Source organism: Dickeya dadantii NCPPB 898 (assembly GCF_000406145.1).
Taxonomy (GTDB): domain Bacteria; phylum Pseudomonadota; class Gammaproteobacteria; order Enterobacterales; family Enterobacteriaceae; genus Dickeya; species Dickeya dadantii.
Genome location: NZ_CM001976.1, coordinates 1,708,442 through 1,724,014, shown reverse-complemented (window position 1 = coordinate 1,724,014; position 15,573 = coordinate 1,708,442). Strand labels below are relative to the sequence as shown.

General features: G+C 60.1%; 14 protein-coding genes. 2 read left to right on the top strand and 12 right to left on the bottom strand.

Features of this window, described 5'->3' with window-relative positions; genetic code table 11:
- Nucleotides 1-52: 52 nt before the first annotated feature.
- From mdcE to DDA898_RS08050, 6 genes are all read right to left on the bottom strand, one after another.
- Nucleotides 53-853, bottom strand: coding sequence for a biotin-independent malonate decarboxylase subunit gamma (gene mdcE, locus DDA898_RS08075; protein ID WP_038910851.1), 801 nt, complete (start codon nucleotides 851-853; stop codon nucleotides 53-55).
- Nucleotides 850-1,683 (bottom strand): biotin-independent malonate decarboxylase subunit beta, encoded by an 834-nt coding sequence (locus DDA898_RS08070; protein WP_038910850.1) that lies wholly within the window; start codon nucleotides 1,681-1,683, stop codon nucleotides 850-852. Before DDA898_RS08070 ends, mdcE begins: the two co-directional genes overlap by 4 nt.
- Nucleotides 1,676-1,975: a malonate decarboxylase acyl carrier protein gene (gene mdcC, locus DDA898_RS08065; protein WP_038910849.1), complete on the bottom strand. Its 300-nt coding sequence runs from the start codon at nucleotides 1,973-1,975 to the stop codon at nucleotides 1,676-1,678. Before mdcC ends, DDA898_RS08070 begins: the two co-directional genes overlap by 8 nt.
- Nucleotides 1,976-1,984: 9 nt before the next feature.
- The gene (locus DDA898_RS08060; RefSeq protein ID WP_038910848.1) at nucleotides 1,985-2,842 is read right to left on the bottom strand and encodes a triphosphoribosyl-dephospho-CoA synthase; all 858 of its coding nucleotides are present in this window, start codon (nucleotides 2,840-2,842) and stop codon (nucleotides 1,985-1,987) included.
- Entirely contained in the window at nucleotides 2,843-4,498 is a 1,656-nt protein-coding gene (mdcA, locus tag DDA898_RS08055; protein ID WP_038900879.1) for a malonate decarboxylase subunit alpha, read from the bottom strand.
- 417 nt (nucleotides 4,499-4,915) lie between these two features.
- Nucleotides 4,916-5,893: a chemotaxis protein gene (locus DDA898_RS08050; protein WP_013317371.1), complete on the bottom strand. Its 978-nt coding sequence runs from the start codon at nucleotides 5,891-5,893 to the stop codon at nucleotides 4,916-4,918.
- Nucleotides 5,894-6,601: 708 nt separating this feature from the next.
- Here DDA898_RS08050 and DDA898_RS08045 point away from each other — a divergent pair.
- Nucleotides 6,602-7,813, top strand: coding sequence for an MFS transporter (locus DDA898_RS08045; protein WP_038910847.1), 1,212 nt, complete (start codon nucleotides 6,602-6,604; stop codon nucleotides 7,811-7,813).
- A 98-nt stretch (nucleotides 7,814-7,911) separates the two neighbouring features.
- Here the strand turns inward: DDA898_RS08045 and DDA898_RS08040 are convergent, their stop codons facing one another.
- Nucleotides 7,912-8,532, bottom strand: coding sequence for a helix-turn-helix transcriptional regulator (locus tag DDA898_RS08040; protein WP_038910846.1), 621 nt, complete (start codon nucleotides 8,530-8,532; stop codon nucleotides 7,912-7,914).
- A gap of 197 nt (nucleotides 8,533-8,729) precedes the next feature.
- Here DDA898_RS08040 and DDA898_RS08035 point away from each other — a divergent pair, with 197 nt between their 5' ends.
- Nucleotides 8,730-9,698, top strand: coding sequence for a threo-3-hydroxy-L-aspartate ammonia-lyase (locus DDA898_RS08035; RefSeq protein WP_038910845.1), 969 nt, complete (start codon nucleotides 8,730-8,732; stop codon nucleotides 9,696-9,698).
- 33 nt (nucleotides 9,699-9,731) lie between these two features.
- Here the strand turns inward: DDA898_RS08035 and DDA898_RS08030 are convergent, their stop codons facing one another.
- The 5 genes from DDA898_RS08030 to DDA898_RS08010 all read right to left on the bottom strand — a co-directional run bounded on the left by DDA898_RS08030 (nucleotide 9,732) and on the right by DDA898_RS08010 (nucleotide 15,515).
- Nucleotides 9,732-10,778, bottom strand: coding sequence for an alginate lyase family protein (locus DDA898_RS08030; protein ID WP_038910844.1), 1,047 nt, complete (start codon nucleotides 10,776-10,778; stop codon nucleotides 9,732-9,734).
- Nucleotides 10,775-11,713 carry an alpha/beta hydrolase gene (locus DDA898_RS08025; RefSeq protein WP_038910843.1) on the bottom strand — a complete coding sequence of 313 codons (939 nt, stop codon included), beginning with the start codon at nucleotides 11,711-11,713 and terminating at the stop codon, nucleotides 10,775-10,777. Before DDA898_RS08025 ends, DDA898_RS08030 begins: the two co-directional genes overlap by 4 nt.
- A 113-nt stretch (nucleotides 11,714-11,826) precedes the next feature.
- Entirely contained in the window at nucleotides 11,827-13,620 is a 1,794-nt protein-coding gene (locus DDA898_RS08020) for an ABC transporter ATP-binding protein (RefSeq protein ID WP_038910842.1), read from the bottom strand.
- 3 nt (nucleotides 13,621-13,623) lie between these two features.
- On the bottom strand, nucleotides 13,624-14,544 hold the full coding sequence (locus DDA898_RS08015; protein WP_038910841.1) for an ABC transporter permease: 921 nt from the start codon (nucleotides 14,542-14,544) through the stop codon (nucleotides 13,624-13,626).
- Nucleotides 14,541-15,515 carry an ABC transporter permease gene (locus DDA898_RS08010; protein WP_038900871.1) on the bottom strand — a complete coding sequence of 325 codons (975 nt, stop codon included), beginning with the start codon at nucleotides 15,513-15,515 and terminating at the stop codon, nucleotides 14,541-14,543. Before DDA898_RS08010 ends, DDA898_RS08015 begins: the two co-directional genes overlap by 4 nt.
- Between the last annotated feature and the right edge of the window lie 58 nt (nucleotides 15,516-15,573).

Here is a 15,573-nt window from a genome sequence, read left to right as displayed (position 1 = left end):
TACTCCGCGAGTTATGGCTACCCGCTGGTTGCGGTTTGCCCTCGAACGCGGCTTACCACTGCGCGCGCATCCGCTCACGTACCCGCGAAGAACTGCGCCGGTTGTCCGCCCCCAGTCGCGTTTTCAGCGACGGGTCGCGGCGGGCGTCGGTTATCGCCTGCTGTAACGCATCGGTCACCTGCGCCACATCGTTGGCGGACGGCGCATCCGGATTGCTGATATCCAGCAACGCCGACAGCAACCCCAGCGTGGCGTAGTTGCGAATGTCATACGCCATCGGCGGGATGGCGGCCGCCAGTTTTTCCAGCTCTTCCACGCTTCTGAGCGTGATGCGCGCCGCCGACGCTTTGCCCATCGCGTGAATCTGTACCTCCGGGTCATTGAAAGCGATCAGCCGATTGGCCTGATAGCCGTGGGCCAGAAACGCGCCGGACATCGCCTTGCCGACGATCAGCCCGATGACCGGGTGCCCGGCGAGGCGCGCCTGGGCGTAAGCCCCCGCCGCCGCCGCCAGCGCCTGATGGATGCCGAAGGCTTCTTCCCGGCGGCCATACGCCTGACTGGGCACGTCGATCACCGCCACAATCGGCCGTTTTTTGTCGCTGTGGCGGTCCGCTGCAATGGTCTCATGCACCACTTTCGCCAGCGTCCATCCCTCCAGCAGCCCCACTTCGCCCTTTGCGGCGCGTGGGTAGTGGTTAGCCGCGTCAGGGACAACGGCAATAAAACGGACCGCTTCGCCGGCGATGTCGCCATCAGCCGCCTGTACCGACGGGCACAGCCCGGTCAGCTGTGGTTTCCCGGGTGCCAGCGCGTCCAGCCACAATGCGCCGCGATGTGCTACCTGACTCATGGGTGTACCTCCCCGAAAAGCTGTTGGATCTGTTGCGTATCGGCCTGTTGACGCGTATCGGCGCCGGTTAACCGCGCCAGATACCACGCATAGTTATCCGAACGGTGTTGCGCCGGTACGCCGCTGGCGAGCGCGTCATTCACCGCCTGTTTGACCGCGTTAACGCCGTCGGCCACCAGACTATCGGCCAGGCCGCTACGGTGACGGATTTCCCCGCCGGTCATGCTCCAGATAAAGGGGCGGTCACGCGAGTCATACTCGGCAACCCCCGCTTCCTGTTCGATCACCTGCGGGCCGTTGAGCCCGAGGCGCGCCTCGCGGGTGACGATCAGATGGCTGCACAGCGCGGCGGCGATCGACATACCGCCAAAGCAGCCCACCGTCCCGGCGATGATGCCGATCACCGGCGTGTAACGGCGCAGGTCGACGATAGCCGCGTGAATATCGGCGATCGCCGCCAGCCCCAGATTGGCCTCCTGCAAGCGCACGCCGCCGGTTTCCAGGCACAGAATCGCCTGCGTCGGAATACCGTTACGCTGGTCGTCTGCGGCCAGCTCCAGCGCGGCGGCCATCTTGGCGCCGGAGACTTCCCCCATGCTGCCGCCCTGAAACGCGCCTTCAATGGCGATCACCACCGTCGGTTTGCCCTGCAACGTGCCCTTCGCCACCACCATGCCGTCGTCCGACTGCACCACGATGCCCTGCGGCCCCAGCCACGGCGAGACGATGCCGTCAAATGGGTCGAGCAATTCGCGGTAGCTGCCCTCATCCAGCAGCGCGCGGGCGCGTTCCCGTGCTTTAAGTTCGATAAAACTGTGATCGTCACGCATGATTCACCCCTTCAAAAACCTGTTCGATACGGATGCGCGCCACACCGGGCGTAGCGCCAAAATCATGAATCGTCATGGCGCCGGCAGGCAGGCCGCCGAGCGAACTTAGCCGGTCGAACAACGCCTGCCAGCGCGCCCGGCTGTTCTCCACCGAGGTGGTGATGTCGATGGTGAGCGTCTGTCCGGCGTCGACCGTCAACAGCACTTCCATATCACCGGATCCCACCACACCCGCCAGCGCGTTGCCGCTGGCCGTGCGGGTAGCCGGGAATGACAATGTAATGTGTTCCATAACACCCTCTTAATCGTATAAAGATGGCTGTGCGATACCATCGAGCAATAGCGTGGCGGCCAGCAGATCGGCCGCACCGCCCGGTGACGCATTTAGCGTCAGCATGCGCGTATCCAGTTGTTCCAGCGCCTGCCGACCGGCGGGACGAGACACGCCGCCGGCCGCCAGAACCGCCCGCGCGCCGCGTTGCATCGCCGCCAACCCGTCCAGCCCGGCGCGCGACAGCACGCAGGTATCGCTCAGCGAAGTCATAATGCTCATCAGCGCATCCAGTCGTGCATCGTCCTCGCCGGCGCCCTGCTGGCGGCTGCGCAGCAACTGCGGCAGCGCCAGCCGGGTAATGTGCGGGAACCCCTGCTGCGCCTCTTCACGCGCACCGGGGACCTGATAACGCTGCGTCGCTCGCCGTCCGTTACTAAAGACCGTCGGCGCGGCGTTATCCGTCAAGCGGGCAAGACGCGCCGCCGTGTCCGCGATAGCCTGCGCGGTGCCGACACCGCCGAGCATCGCCGCCGCGCTGACCAGCAGCCCCAGCGCCCAGATCGCGCCGCGGTGGGTATTCACGCCATCGGTCGCCAGCAGCATGCGCTGTTCGCCTTCGCGCCCCACCCGACCGACCAGTTGACGCAATGCGGCATCCGCCGGGCGCTGCCAGCTTTGAAGCGCCAGCGCATGAAAGGTGGCGGTCAGGCTGTGGGCGGAGCGTTCCATCAGCGCGAGCGTCAAATCCTGATGCGCGCCGCTGCCGCGGCTGTCGACCAGCCCCGGTTTAGGGCTGAGCCGCGCTTCCTCAATCAGGCAGCGCGTCGCGGCCCCGGCCAGCCATTGCGCATACCCGTGCGCGTCGGACTGTCGCTGCGGCTTCATTTACCAGCTCCGGAATTTCGCCGGCGGGTTGTACAGGCCGCCCGACCATTCCACCAGGTCGGCCACGCTGCCGGCCGCCAGCAGCGAGCGAGTCGCTTCGGTACGGCGGATCCCCAAATCTTCCGGGTACGCCACCTTGCCGCTGCGGCGGAATTCCGCCACGCGCTGCGCGTCCACGCCCAGCCCGATGTCGGTGATCCCGGCCACCGCCGCCACCATCGCCCGACGTTCTTCCAGGCTATTGGCGCGATAGAGGTAGGCGATGCCTTCTTCGGTCAGCACATGGGTGACGTCGTCGCCATAAATCATCACCGGCGCCAGCGGCATACCGGCGGCTTTCGCCACGTCCACGGCGTCGAGTTTTTCCACAAAGGTCGGTTTGACGCCGGCCTGGAAGGTTTCCACCATCTGCACCACCAGCTTGCGCCCGCGCTGCATCGGGTCGGGTTCGTTAATCATGGCGAGCCATGCCGGCGTGGCGTGACGGCGGCCGTGCGGGTCATGCCCCATGTTGGGCGCGCCGCCGAACCCGGAAAGGCGGCCTTTGGTGACGGTGGACGAGTTGCCCAGCCCGTCGACCTGCAATGTCGACCCGATGAACATGTCCACGGCATACTGCCCCGCCAGTTGGCAAAACGCGCGGTTGGAGCGCATGGAGCCGTCGGAGCCGGTGAAGAACACGTCCGGCCGGGCGGCGATATACGCCTCCATCCCCAGCTCGCCGCCAAAGCAGTGGACGCTGTCGACCCAGCCGCTCTCGATCGCCGGAATCAGGGTGGGATGCGGGTTAAGCGTCCAGTGTTTACAGATTTTGCCTTTCAGCCCCAGACGCTCGCCGTAGGTCGGCAGCAGCAGTTCAATCGCCGCGGTATTAAAACCGATGCCGTGGTTGAGCGACTGCACCTGATGTTCGGCGTAGATGCCTTTGATAGCCATCATCGCCATCAGAATGTGCTCTTGTTTGATCAGTCGCGGATCGCGGGTAAACAGCGGTTCGATAAAGAACGGCTTGTCGGCGACCACCACATAATCAATCCAGGAACCGGGAATATCGACGCGCGGCAGGTCGGTTTCGTCGTCCACCAGCTCATTGACCTGGGCGATGACGATACCGTCATGGAACGCGGCGGCTTCAACCAGCGCCGGCGTGTCTTCGGTGCTGGGGCCGGTGTACAGGTTGCCTTTGCGGTCGGCTTTATAACCCGCGACCAGCGCCACATTGGGGATCAGGTCAACATACAGGCGGGAATAGAGTTCGATATAGGTATGAATGGCGCCGACTTCCAGCGCGCCATCCTCCAGCAGCTGCGAAATGCGCAGACTCTGCGTGCCCGAGAAGGAAAAATCGAGCTTGTGGGCGATGCCTTTCTCAAAAATATCCAGATGTTCGCTGCGTCCGACGCTCGGCATGATCATATGCAAATCATGCACTTTCTGCGGATCAACCTCTGCCAGCGTGCGGGAGAGAAAATCGGCCTGCTTCTGGTTATTGCCTTCCAGCACCACCTTATCGCCGGGGGCGATCAGCTTTTCCAGCATAGCGGCAAGATGTTCCGTGGGAAGCACCTTGCCCGGCACGGCTATCGACGCCTTCCGCCGTTGTTTTTCACTGCGGCGCGTGTTCCAGAGCCGCGGTGACGTTTGCCCAGACAACATAATTAACCTCCTGATTCAGCTCATCATTTTGATTTGCCTTGGTCTGGTTAAAGTATGTTCCCCGGTTATTGCCGCTTCAATCAAGCCGGTATCGCAATCATTAGCTTTAGAGTAAAGATCAGTGGCACGCCCCAGGTGATTACCGTGCCAGCGCACGCGGGCCGCGGTTTTCCACAACTCCCTCATGTAATGCAAATTGTGATCGAGCCAGCGCTTTTAACGCAGCCGTATTGTTGACGGCGAAAAACCTGATGGTGGCAAAGACGGTAGCCAGGGCAGAAAAACGCCATCGTGGATGAGCAGGGAACAGCGTGAGACGCTAACGGGGAATATCGGCAGGAGTCCACACCGCCTGATACGTAGTGAGAATATCGGCCCCGTTCCGGATAAACAGTCCGGGGCCGAGCAGGAGTTACTTTATTTGGCTGATGCCGGTTTCACGCGATCCACCACGCTGTGAATCGCGGCGGCCAGTTCATTGATTTCAAATTTCGCCACATACGAATCCGCGCCCACATTACGTACGTGGTCTTCGTTAGCGGTGCCGGACAGTGAAGAGTGAATAATCACCGGGATGCTCTTAAGCACTTCATCACGCTTGATATTGCGCGTCAGCGTAAATCCATCCATCTCCGGCATTTCCAGGTCGGTCAGCACAAAGGCAATCTTGTCCGAAATCGGCCGGCCTTCCGCCTTCGCTTCCTCCGCCATCGCTTTGATCTTGTTCCAGGCTTCCAGCCCGGTGATATGCATGATGTACGGGATATTCATCACCTTCAGCCCCGTTTCCAGCATCGTTCGCGCGACTTTAGAGTCTTCGGCCACAATCGCCACCGCACCGGGCTTCAGGTGGAAGGTTTTCTCTTCGACGCTTTCAATCTTAATCTCACGCTCGGTCGGAATAATATCGTGCAGGATCTGTTCAACATCCAACACCAGCGCCAGACGGTTGCTCGACGGGTCGCTGTCCAGACGCGCAATACTGGTGATATAGGTATTGCTGACGCCCGCTTCGGCCGTGTTTACCTGACTCCAGTCCAGACGAACAATGTCGTCGACGGACTCGACCGCAAAAGCCTGGGTGCTGCGTGCATATTCCGTCACCAGCAGGATGTTACGCCCGGTACTCGCAGCACACCCCACCACCGCCGGAAGATCGATAACGGGAATAATCTGCCCGCGAATATTAATCATGCCAAGCATCGGCGGTATCATACCCGCAGCCTTGGTCAAGGTTGGCATCGGAACGATTTCACGAAGCTTGAACACATTGATACCGAACAGCTCGGACGGCCCTTCACCGGTAGCCGATCCTAAACGGAACAATAACAATTCAAACTTGTTGGATGAGGTAAGATTGGTTCTCTCCTCAATCTCTCTTTGAAATTTATCCATTCTGTCCTCAATGCAAATAATTATTAGTTGTGTGGTTACAAGGCAACATCAGTAATGCAGGCAAATCAGGGCAATACCCTACCACCTCACTCTACGCGATCGCTGGCGCGCTTCAAATAGCTCTTACTTCTTATACACCATCAAAAAGAAAAATATGTGTCTCACGTCATCCGTCGCATCTTCCTATTTTGGAAAGCATAGACCACCGGTCATTTCTCCACCATTTTCCCATGATAATTGTTCCGTATCCTGTGACCGGCGATTGGCATTATTGAATTGAGCGTCATGCGGATACTGTCCGGCGTGCGCGCCGCCAATGATTAAAAAACAACCGATGCGTCGCCCGCTTAGATAATCGATAAGCGCGCTTATTAAGCGCGGCGGCTATCGGAAAACAGACCTCGCGGCGGTATCCGCTTCTTCGCCGTTATTAACTTTATAAATAAGGTCACATTTAAAAACACCAGAGGACAGGATTTAACAAAAAGTTCATAATGAATAAGAAAAATCCCAGAGCATGAAATTCCCCGTCGTTTACGCTCATGCCCCACATTCTCCATCGATGTTATTAGCGCGACCGGTTAGCACCATAGACTGGAAATAACGGATTGGAAATAACGCCATAATTGGAAGTCATTCCAAATGATTAGAAACAACGCCGCCGGTTGGAAAAATCCACAGGCTGGAACATCACAGGGTTATCCATAAATGAAGTTTTTATTCACAAAAGATGTATTGCTACACAATAAATCCTGGTTTTTACTGGCGGGGACATTCTTATCCGTATTATCGTCATTTTTTATTATCCCCTATTATGTTGTGTATTTATACCAGTCACTGGGGATGAGCGTATTTCAGGTTTCGTTATTATTGATGCTGCGCGCCACCCTGGAAAAAGGACTCACCTTGCCTGCCGGTATGATGGCTGACAACATCGGCGCCAAAAAGGTGGCGCTGCTGGGTATCGCTTTGCGCATCATCGGGTTAATCCTGCTGGCGGATGCCCATACCTTTGCCGGGCTGGTCGCGTCCTCACTGCTCAACGGCGTCGGCCTGGCGTGCGGCATGATAGCCAGCAAGAAAGCCATGCTTGAGCTGATTGACAGCAACATGAAAGCCTTCGCGTCTATCGGCCTGGCGATCAATATGGGAGTGGCAGTCGGTCCGCTAGTGGGTTATCTGATGATCGGTTACGATTTCGCCTTTCTGTGTTACGCCAACGCCGCCTGTCTGGTGATCGTCGCGATAATCTATGCGATGACGCTCTCCAATTTCCGCAGTTATAATGCCGATCGCAAACGCGCCTCACCCTGGCAATGGTTATCAATGCTCCGGCAGGCCAATATACGTCCATTATTTCTGATGCAATTATGCTTTTTTTATTTCTATACTTTTCTCGAACTGGTATTTCCGCTTTATTCTTCTCTGAATATTTCATTACTGGCATCCGGAATGACATTTACCATCAACGCGATCACCGTGATTTTATCAAATCTGTTTATTATCAGGAGAGTAAAAACCGCCGCTATCGAACTTTCCTATGGTTTTCTGATTTTTTCCGTGGCCTTTATTTTGATTGCCATTTCGTCATTAATGGACTTCCCGTCACAGCTGTTTTTCTACGCCGCCGGTATATTTTTCTTCAGTATCGCCGAGGTACTTTTCACGGTAATGATAGATGCTCAGGCAATAGCCAATGTGCCGGTAAACGCCACCGGCACCGTCATGGGCATACTGGGGTTATTTTCGATGACGGGCGTCGGCCTCGGTTACACTCTGAACGGCATTCTGTTCGACTACTTCCATTCACGCGACATCGTCCCATGGTTCTGGGGGCTGTTTATTGCGATCAGCGGGTTATTTTTCGTTATCGCGCTCACGGTCAGCCGATTATATAAAAGGGAACGCGGCGCGCAGTAACCGCTTTCGGTCTTAAGCACCGGGGCTGAACGCGACGAATGGGCCGCGCTATGCGGCCCAATGGGGGTTATCGGAATAAGGGTTATCTGTAATAGGAGCTATCTGGCGTAGCTGTAAACCGAGGCGCGAGAGATCCCCAGATGCTGGGCGATGGTTTCCATCGATTTCTTCACGTCGAGCAGGCCGTGTTCCCGCAGTTCCTGAATCAGTTGGCGCCGTTCCGGCGCTTTGAGCGCGCGCGGCGTAGTCGCCAGACGCGCCGCAAACTGATCGATACGCTGACGAATCGCTTCGGAACCCGACGGCTCCAGGCTTTCGTTAAGCGCGCCGGTGCTGACCTGATTGAACCGGGCGAAGGCGTGCTGGATGCCGCGAAACAGCGTCATATCGACATTGAGACACAGCGATGCGACATACTCGCCGCTGGCGTCCTTGATGCCGATCGAGGTGCTTTTCACCGGCCGGCCATCGGCGAACTGGTTGGCGTAATTCGCCACGATGCGGGGAAACTCCGGCGATGCGATACGCGCCAGCCCCAGCTCTGTGGCCCGCTGCCCCACTTCCCGCCCGGAAAGGTTGTTGTAGATCGCCAGAATGGCGTGTTCCGGGTTTTTCAGGTCATGGATCACCACTTCGCAAAACGGCGCAAAGGTTTCCCCCAGCCCTTCCGCAATGGCACCCAGCTGTTCAAACAGTATCGAATCGGGCAGAGACGTCATCCCGTTTATCCTTCCATCCACTTATTTTTGGATAAAATATTTACAAATAGACATTATGTCAAATTCAACCCGGCGATCATCCGGGTGGGCAATGCCGTCAGCCCGCTAAAAACGGTTGGCAACGTCCGCAAGACAGGCTATAAAAAACAAGACATTTTGTTCAAAACTGGATAAATCGTTTACCTAAAGGAACCGCCATGGACCCGATTGTTCTGCCCTCTTATGACGACGTCGCCGCCGCCAGCGACCGGATTGCCGGTTATGCCCACCGAACGCCGGTTCTCACCTCCCGTACCGTCAACGACGCATTCGGCGCAGAGCTTTACTTCAAATGCGAAAACTTCCAGCGCATGGGCGCGTTTAAATTTCGCGGTGCGATGAACGCGTTGTTGCAATTCACCGCGGAGCAGAAGGCGGCCGGCGTAGTGGCCTTCTCCTCCGGCAACCACGCGCAGGCGATCGCCCTGTCGGCAAAGCTGCTGGGGATGCCGGCCACCATCGTCATGCCGCAGGACGCCCCCGCGGCCAAGATCGCCGCCACCAAAGGGTACGGCGCGCAGGTGGTGACCTTCGACCGTTACACGCAGGACCGCGAAGCCATCGGGCGCGAACTGGCGCAACAACACGGCATGACGTTGATTCCGCCCTTCGACCACCCGCATATCATCGCCGGTCAGGGAACTGCGGCTAAAGAGCTGTTCGAGGAAGTGGGCGAACTGGATGCGCTGTTTGTCTGTATGGGCGGCGGCGGGCTGCTGTCCGGTTCGGCACTGTCGGCGCGCAGGCTGTCGCCCGGCTGCCGGGTATACGGCGTCGAACCTGAAGCCGGCAACGACGGTCAGCAGTCCTTTCGCTCCGGCCGTATCGTGCATATCGATACGCCCCACACCCTCGCCGACGGCGCCCAAACGCAGCATCTGGGCCAGTACACCTTCGCGCTGATTCGCGCTCACGTGGATGACGTTCTGACCGTCAGTGATGATGAACTGGTCGCGGCGATGCGTTTTTTCGCCGAGCGGATGAAAATGGTGGTGGAGCCGACCGGCTGCCTCGGCTTCGCTGCGGCTCAAGCCTGCCAGAACGAACTACGGGGGAAACGCGTCGGCGTTATCGTCAGCGGCGGTAACGTCGATCTTGCCCGCTATGGTCAGCTACTGGCCGGCTAACCCACCCCGATAACACGCAGAAGCGCCGGCACTTCACCAGCACGCCGCCCACAGCCATCTGGGCGGCGTGGCATTCAGCTTACGGGCGGTTTCCAGATAGCCGGCATCCAGCAGGCTGGCCGACCAGTACAGGGCGGACGCCGTTTTGGGCGGCCATAATCCGTCGAATCCCTCCACCCCGGCCTGCCGACGCTCGATATCAAAACGCACCGTGGTACGGGCAAACTCTTCGTGGGTCTTCACACCGTCGGCATAAGGCTTAAGCCACGCCAGCGCGGTACGCAGGCTTTGTCCGTCACGACTTTTCAGATCAAGCCAGTCATGCCCCTGCGCGCGGGCGGCCAGCACCGCGCGCACCAGCGGCTCCAGGTCATACACCACATAATGCAGCGCATCGCGCTGGCTGAAATCCAGCACTTCGCCATCGGCACGGACATTGGCGTTCAACTGGCGTACAAAAGCCTCTTGCGCCGCCGCCATCAGGCGGGGATCGTCCAGCGCGGCCGCGCCCATCGTCACCAGCTTGACACGGTGACTCTGCCAGTTATTGTTCCAGGTGCCGCGCTTATCCTGTTGATGCGCCTGCATCCGTTGCAGATACCCGGTGGTCAGGTCGTTCAGAAAACGGCGGGTACGCTCCCGCGTGGCCTCCGGCAGGTCGTTTCGGGTCATCCGATAGGCATCAATCAACCCGTCAAAGCTGGTTTCATCAATAGGGTTGAAACTCAAACGGTAAGTCTTGATCCAGTCGTCCAGATAGACCGCCAGCCGTGACAGCGAGGCCGCGTCTCCAGCCATGCGCCACGCCAGCGCCAGATCGCGCATGTAACCAAAGTCGCGCCGGGCCGCGTAGGAAATGTCATAAATACCCTGATGGGGCAACGTACCTTCGATGTGCATGACCGGCAGCGCCTGCGGTTGCGGCGACGGCGGGCGGGAAGCGGCCGATAGCAGGGCGGATTTTGACGGTGCGGTTGCCGCCAGACAGCGCGATTCGCCGGCCTGCGCCGATGTCATCACGCCAGCGGCGAGTGCGCCCAGTCCCCATCGCACTGCACTCATCAGCATCGTCATTCTCATGTTACATGCTCCTTTTCAGCCACGACGGCAGGGTTCTGACGGCGCAGCCAGTTCAGGTATGTCTGCGGCCAGGCCGCGACCGGCGTACCCGGCTCACCCAGCCCGAAACCGTGCCCGCCGACCGGGTAGCGCAGCATCGCCACCGGCACCTGCGCCCGCCGGCAGGCCTGCGCCATGATCAGGGTGTTGTGCGGGTCAGACACTGTGTCATCCTCCGCCTGCACCAGAAAAAACGGCGGCGAACGCCGCGACACGTACGATTGTACCGACCACTCGGCTTCCGCCGCCGGCGTGGCATCCTGCCCCACCAATACCCGGTGGGTGGCGGTATGCTGGTAGGGGTTTTCCAGCGTAATCACCGGATAGATCAACGCGGCGTGGTCAACCTGAATCGGCAGGGTATCCAGCGCATCCTGCGGCGTATAGGCAGCATCGTGCCTGAGCGCCGCCATGCCCAACAGATGCCCGCCCGCCGAAAACCCCAGCACGCCGACCCGTTGCTCGCGACGGCGAATCAGGCGCAACGCACGCTGGGCATCCTGCAACGCCACCCGGTTGCCGTCATGCCAGCCCTCGCCGGGCAGGCGGTAGGCCAGCACATAGGCGGTATACCCCTGCGCCGCCAGCCAGGCCGCCGCCGGCCAGGCTTCTTTACCCATTTCGATGCGCTGATAGCCGCCGCCGGCCGCCACCAGTATGGCCTGACCATTGGGTTTGTCCGGCGAAAACACCTCAAGATAAGGGACGTCGACCTGGCTGAGCGCGCCTCTGGCGCTCAACCGCTGCGCGCCGGACGGTCCGCCGCCGCCCGGTGGCAATCCATCCCACAGTGGGATGCGGGGACGCGACGTCGGCAACGGCACACTGAACGCGCCCCCGGTTTTCAGGGCGACGGCGGAAAGGGTCATGGCGGTCAGAAAACGTCTGCGATTCATGATGACAGGCCTCTTTATGCCGGCTGCACTACTACTATTATTACTACTATTACTACTACTCTTCATCCCAGCGGATAGGCAGGCGCCATACGCCGCGCCATCGCTCACATCGCTCAGGATAATAGCACCAGGTGGCCGTCGCCGACCTGCTGATAACGGCGCGTCGGCGGCTGATAGTCCGCCGGGCGCAGCGGGCTGTGCAGTTCATCGGCCTGCGTCGACCGGCGCACGCGCTTTTCCGGGTCGGGCACCGGCACGGCGGCCAGCAGGCGGCGGGTATACGGGTGCTGCGGATCGTTGAATACCGCCTGACGCGGGCCGATTTCCACAATTTCGCCCTGATACATCACCGCCACCCGATGACTGATGCGCTCGACTACCGCCATGTCGTGAGAAATGAACAGATAGGCCAGCCCCAGTTGCTGTTGCAAGTCGAGCAGCAGGTTGACGATTTGCGCCTTGACGGTCATGTCCAGCGCGGACACCGCTTCGTCGGCGATAATCACCTGCGGGTTGAGCGCCAGCGCCCGCGCGATGCATAAGCGCTGACGCTGCCCGCCGGAAAACTGGTGCGGATAGCGCGCGGCCATGTCGGCCTGCAATCCGACTTTCTCCAGCAGTTCCGCCACTTTTTGCGGCGCCTGTCGTGCTGACGCCAGACCGTGGCTGATCATCGGTTCGGCAATCGCGCTGCCCACGGTCAGCCGTGGGTTGAGGCTATCGTACGGGTCCTGAAAAATCATCTGCGCCCGCCTCCGCAAGCCGGCCAACGCCGACGAGCCGGCCGTCAGCATGTTCTCGCCGCACAGCGACACCGTGCCGCCGTTCGGCTCCAGCAACCGCAGAATGGCGCGCCCGGTGGTGGACTTGCCGCAGCCGGACTCCCCCACCAGCGATAAAGTTTCCCCCGGTTGCAGACTAAAAGAGACGTTTTCCACCGCATGCACCCGGCCGGTCACCCGCCGCAGCCAGCCGCTTTTCACGTCAAAACGCTTGATCAGGTCGCGCACCGCCAACACCGGTTCTCCCGGCGTCACCGTGTCCGCCAGCGGTTCGCTCGCCGCCGCTGACTGCCCGAATAGCGCGAACCGCCGCGGCAGACGGGTATCGGCCATTTCGCCCAGCCGCGGCACCGCGGAAAACAGCGTTTTGCTGTACGGATGTTGCGGCGCGCGAAACAGCTGACGGGTGTCCGCCATTTCTACCCCGGCGCCGTGGTACATCACCATGGTGCGGTCGGCCACTTCCGCCACCACCCCCATATCGTGGGTGATGAACAAAATCGACATGCCTTCCTCGTCCTGAAGCGTTTTAATCAGCGCCAGAATTTGCGCCTGAATAGTCACATCCAGCGCCGTGGTAGGCTCATCGACAATCAACAACCGGGGATTACAGGCCAGCGCGATGGCGATCACCACCCGCTGACGCATGCCGCCGGAAAAGCTGAGCGGATACTCGTCCAGCCGGGAGCGGGCGGCGGGAATGCGCACCCTTTCCAGCAACCGCGCCGCTTCCGCCCGGGCGCCGGCGTGATCCATCCCGCGGTGACGACGCAACACTTCGGTAATCTGGGTGCCGATCTTCAGTACCGGATTGAGGCTGGTCATCGGCTCCTGAAACACCATGCCGATGCGGTTGCCGCGGATGTGCTGCATCTCACGGGCGGGCAGCGCCAGCAGGTCGCGGCCGTCGAACAGCACCCGCCCGCGGGTCTGCACCTGCGGCCCGCCCAACAGGCGCATGATGGACAGCGCGGTGACGCTTTTGCCGGAGCCGGACTCCCCCACCAGCGCCACGGTTTCCCGTTCGCCAATCTCAAACGACAGATCCTGCACCACCTTCAGCCACTCACCGTTGACCCGAAAAGCGGTGTTCAGTTGTTCAACACGCAGCACCGGCTGATTCACGCCTCACTCCTCTTGTCTGGTATTCAGCGCATCACGCAGGGCGTCGCCGATCAGGTTGATCGCCACAATCAGCAACAGCAGCATCACGCCGGGGAACAGGCTGATCCAGTAATCGCCGGACAGCAGATAGTCAAAGCCGTTGGCGATCAGCAACCCCAGCGACGGTTCGGTTATCGGCAGGCCGATGCCGAGAAACGACAGCGTCGCTTCCAGCATGATGGCGTAAGCGATACGCATGGTGGCGACCACGATCAACGGCGGCAGGCAGTTGGGCAGCATATGGCGAAACAGGATGCGCGGAGCGGAAAACGCCATGCCGCGCGCCGCATCCACATAGTTGCGGCGGCTCTCCAGCAGGGCGGAGGCGCGAATGGTACGGGCGTAATACGCCCACTGGGTGATCACCAGCGCCAGAATAATTTTGTCCACCCCCTGCCCCAGCACCGCCAGCAGAATCAGGGCGATAAGAATCGGCGGAAAGCTGAGCTGGATATCGACGATGCGCATCAGCAGCGCGTCGGTTCTGCCGCCCAGCCAGGCGCTCAACATGCCGACGGTCATGCCGATGACCAGCGCCGCCAGCGCGCTGCTGACCCCGACGAGCAGACTGGTGCGGGTGCCGTAGAGAATGGCGCTCAGCAAATCACGGCCCTGATCGTCGCTGCCAAGCCAGTAAGTCAGCCCGCCCATGCCGGCTGACCCCGGCGGCAGGCGGTTATCCATGATCATCAGTTGGGTCAGGTCATACGGATTCTGCGGCGCAATCCAGGGTGCCAGCAGCGCCAGCCCGACAATCAACGCCAGCGTAAACAGCCCCAGCCGCGCCAGCCGGTCATGCAACAACATCGACAGCGTACGCGCCCACGCCGAACGCGCCGCCGGTGCGGCGGACGGGGTATGCACCGAGCGTCCCGACAGGCTCATTGCCCTTCTCCCAACCGAATGCGCGGATCCACCACCGCGTATAGCACATCCACCAGCAGATTGATCAGGCTGAACATCACCACCGTCATCATCAGGTAGGCCAGAATCACCGGGCGATCCAGCACCGCGATGGAGTCGATAATCAGTTTGCCCATCCCCGGCCAGGCGTAAATGGTTTCGGTCACCACCGCAAAGGCGATCAGCGCCCCCAGTTCCAGGCCAATCACCGTAATCAGCGGGATCAGCGTGTTTTTCAGCACGTGCACGAACAGAATACGGCGCTCCGACAACCCTTTGGCGCGGGCAAAACGCACGTAGTCCTGTTGCAGGCACTCCCGCACGCCGGCACGGGTCAGGCGGATAATCAGCGAAATCTTGAACAGCGCCAGATTGAGCGCCGGCAGCAACAGGTGCTGCCAGCCGTCCGCCGTCAGCAGACTCAGCGGCACGCCCGCCACCGTCACGGTATCGCCGCGTCCCGACGACGGCAGCCACCCCAGCTTCACGCTGAACAGCATGATCATCATCATGCCGATCCAGAAGGTCGGCAGGCTAAAGCCCAGAATCGATACCGTCATCACCGACTTCGCCGCCAGACTGTCCGGCCGCAGACCGGCGAACACGCCCAGCGGAATGCCGATCAACAGCGACAACAGAAACGCCACCAGCGCCAGTTCCAGCGTGGCGGGCATACGTTGCAAAATCAGGTGTAGCGCCGGTTGGTTAAAAATGAAGGAGTTGCCCAAATCGCCCTGCAGCGCGTGGGTAAGAAACAGCAGGTACTGTTGCCACAGGGTTTTATCCAGCCCGAACGCGCGGATCACCGCCTCGCGCTCGGCCGGGGTGGCGTTGCTGCCCAACAGCAAGTCCACCGGGTTGCCGACCAGATAAACGCCGGCGAAAACCAGCACCGACATGACCGCCAGCGTTATCAGGGTTTGCAGAAAACGACTGAATAAAAAGCGGGCCATGACGTGTCCTTGTTGATTAGCAAAGGGTTATGCCGTTCAACATGCGCTGCATGTTGTC

Coding starts and splice junctions, on each gene's coding strand:
- mdcC (WP_038910849.1), bottom strand. CDS start 1,975: ATGGAACACATTACATTGTCATTCCCGGCTACCCGCACGGCCAGCGGC.
- DDA898_RS08025 (WP_038910843.1), bottom strand. CDS start 11,713: ATGAATCGCAGACGTTTTCTGACCGCCATGACCCTTTCCGCCGTCGCC.
- DDA898_RS08050 (WP_013317371.1), bottom strand. CDS start 5,893: ATGGATAAATTTCAAAGAGAGATTGAGGAGAGAACCAATCTTACCTCA.
- DDA898_RS08015 (WP_038910841.1), bottom strand. CDS start 14,544: ATGAGCCTGTCGGGACGCTCGGTGCATACCCCGTCCGCCGCACCGGCG.
- DDA898_RS08010 (WP_038900871.1), bottom strand. CDS start 15,515: ATGGCCCGCTTTTTATTCAGTCGTTTTCTGCAAACCCTGATAACGCTG.
- DDA898_RS08035 (WP_038910845.1), top strand. CDS start 8,730: ATGGACCCGATTGTTCTGCCCTCTTATGACGACGTCGCCGCCGCCAGC.
- DDA898_RS08060 (WP_038910848.1), bottom strand. CDS start 2,842: ATGAAGCCGCAGCGACAGTCCGACGCGCACGGGTATGCGCAATGGCTG.
- DDA898_RS08045 (WP_038910847.1), top strand. CDS start 6,602: ATGAAGTTTTTATTCACAAAAGATGTATTGCTACACAATAAATCCTGG.
- mdcE (WP_038910851.1), bottom strand. CDS start 853: ATGAGTCAGGTAGCACATCGCGGCGCATTGTGGCTGGACGCGCTGGCA.
- mdcA (WP_038900879.1), bottom strand. CDS start 4,498: ATGTTGTCTGGGCAAACGTCACCGCGGCTCTGGAACACGCGCCGCAGT.
- DDA898_RS08040 (WP_038910846.1), bottom strand. CDS start 8,532: ATGACGTCTCTGCCCGATTCGATACTGTTTGAACAGCTGGGTGCCATT.
- DDA898_RS08070 (WP_038910850.1), bottom strand. CDS start 1,683: ATGCGTGACGATCACAGTTTTATCGAACTTAAAGCACGGGAACGCGCC.
- DDA898_RS08030 (WP_038910844.1), bottom strand. CDS start 10,778: ATGAGAATGACGATGCTGATGAGTGCAGTGCGATGGGGACTGGGCGCA.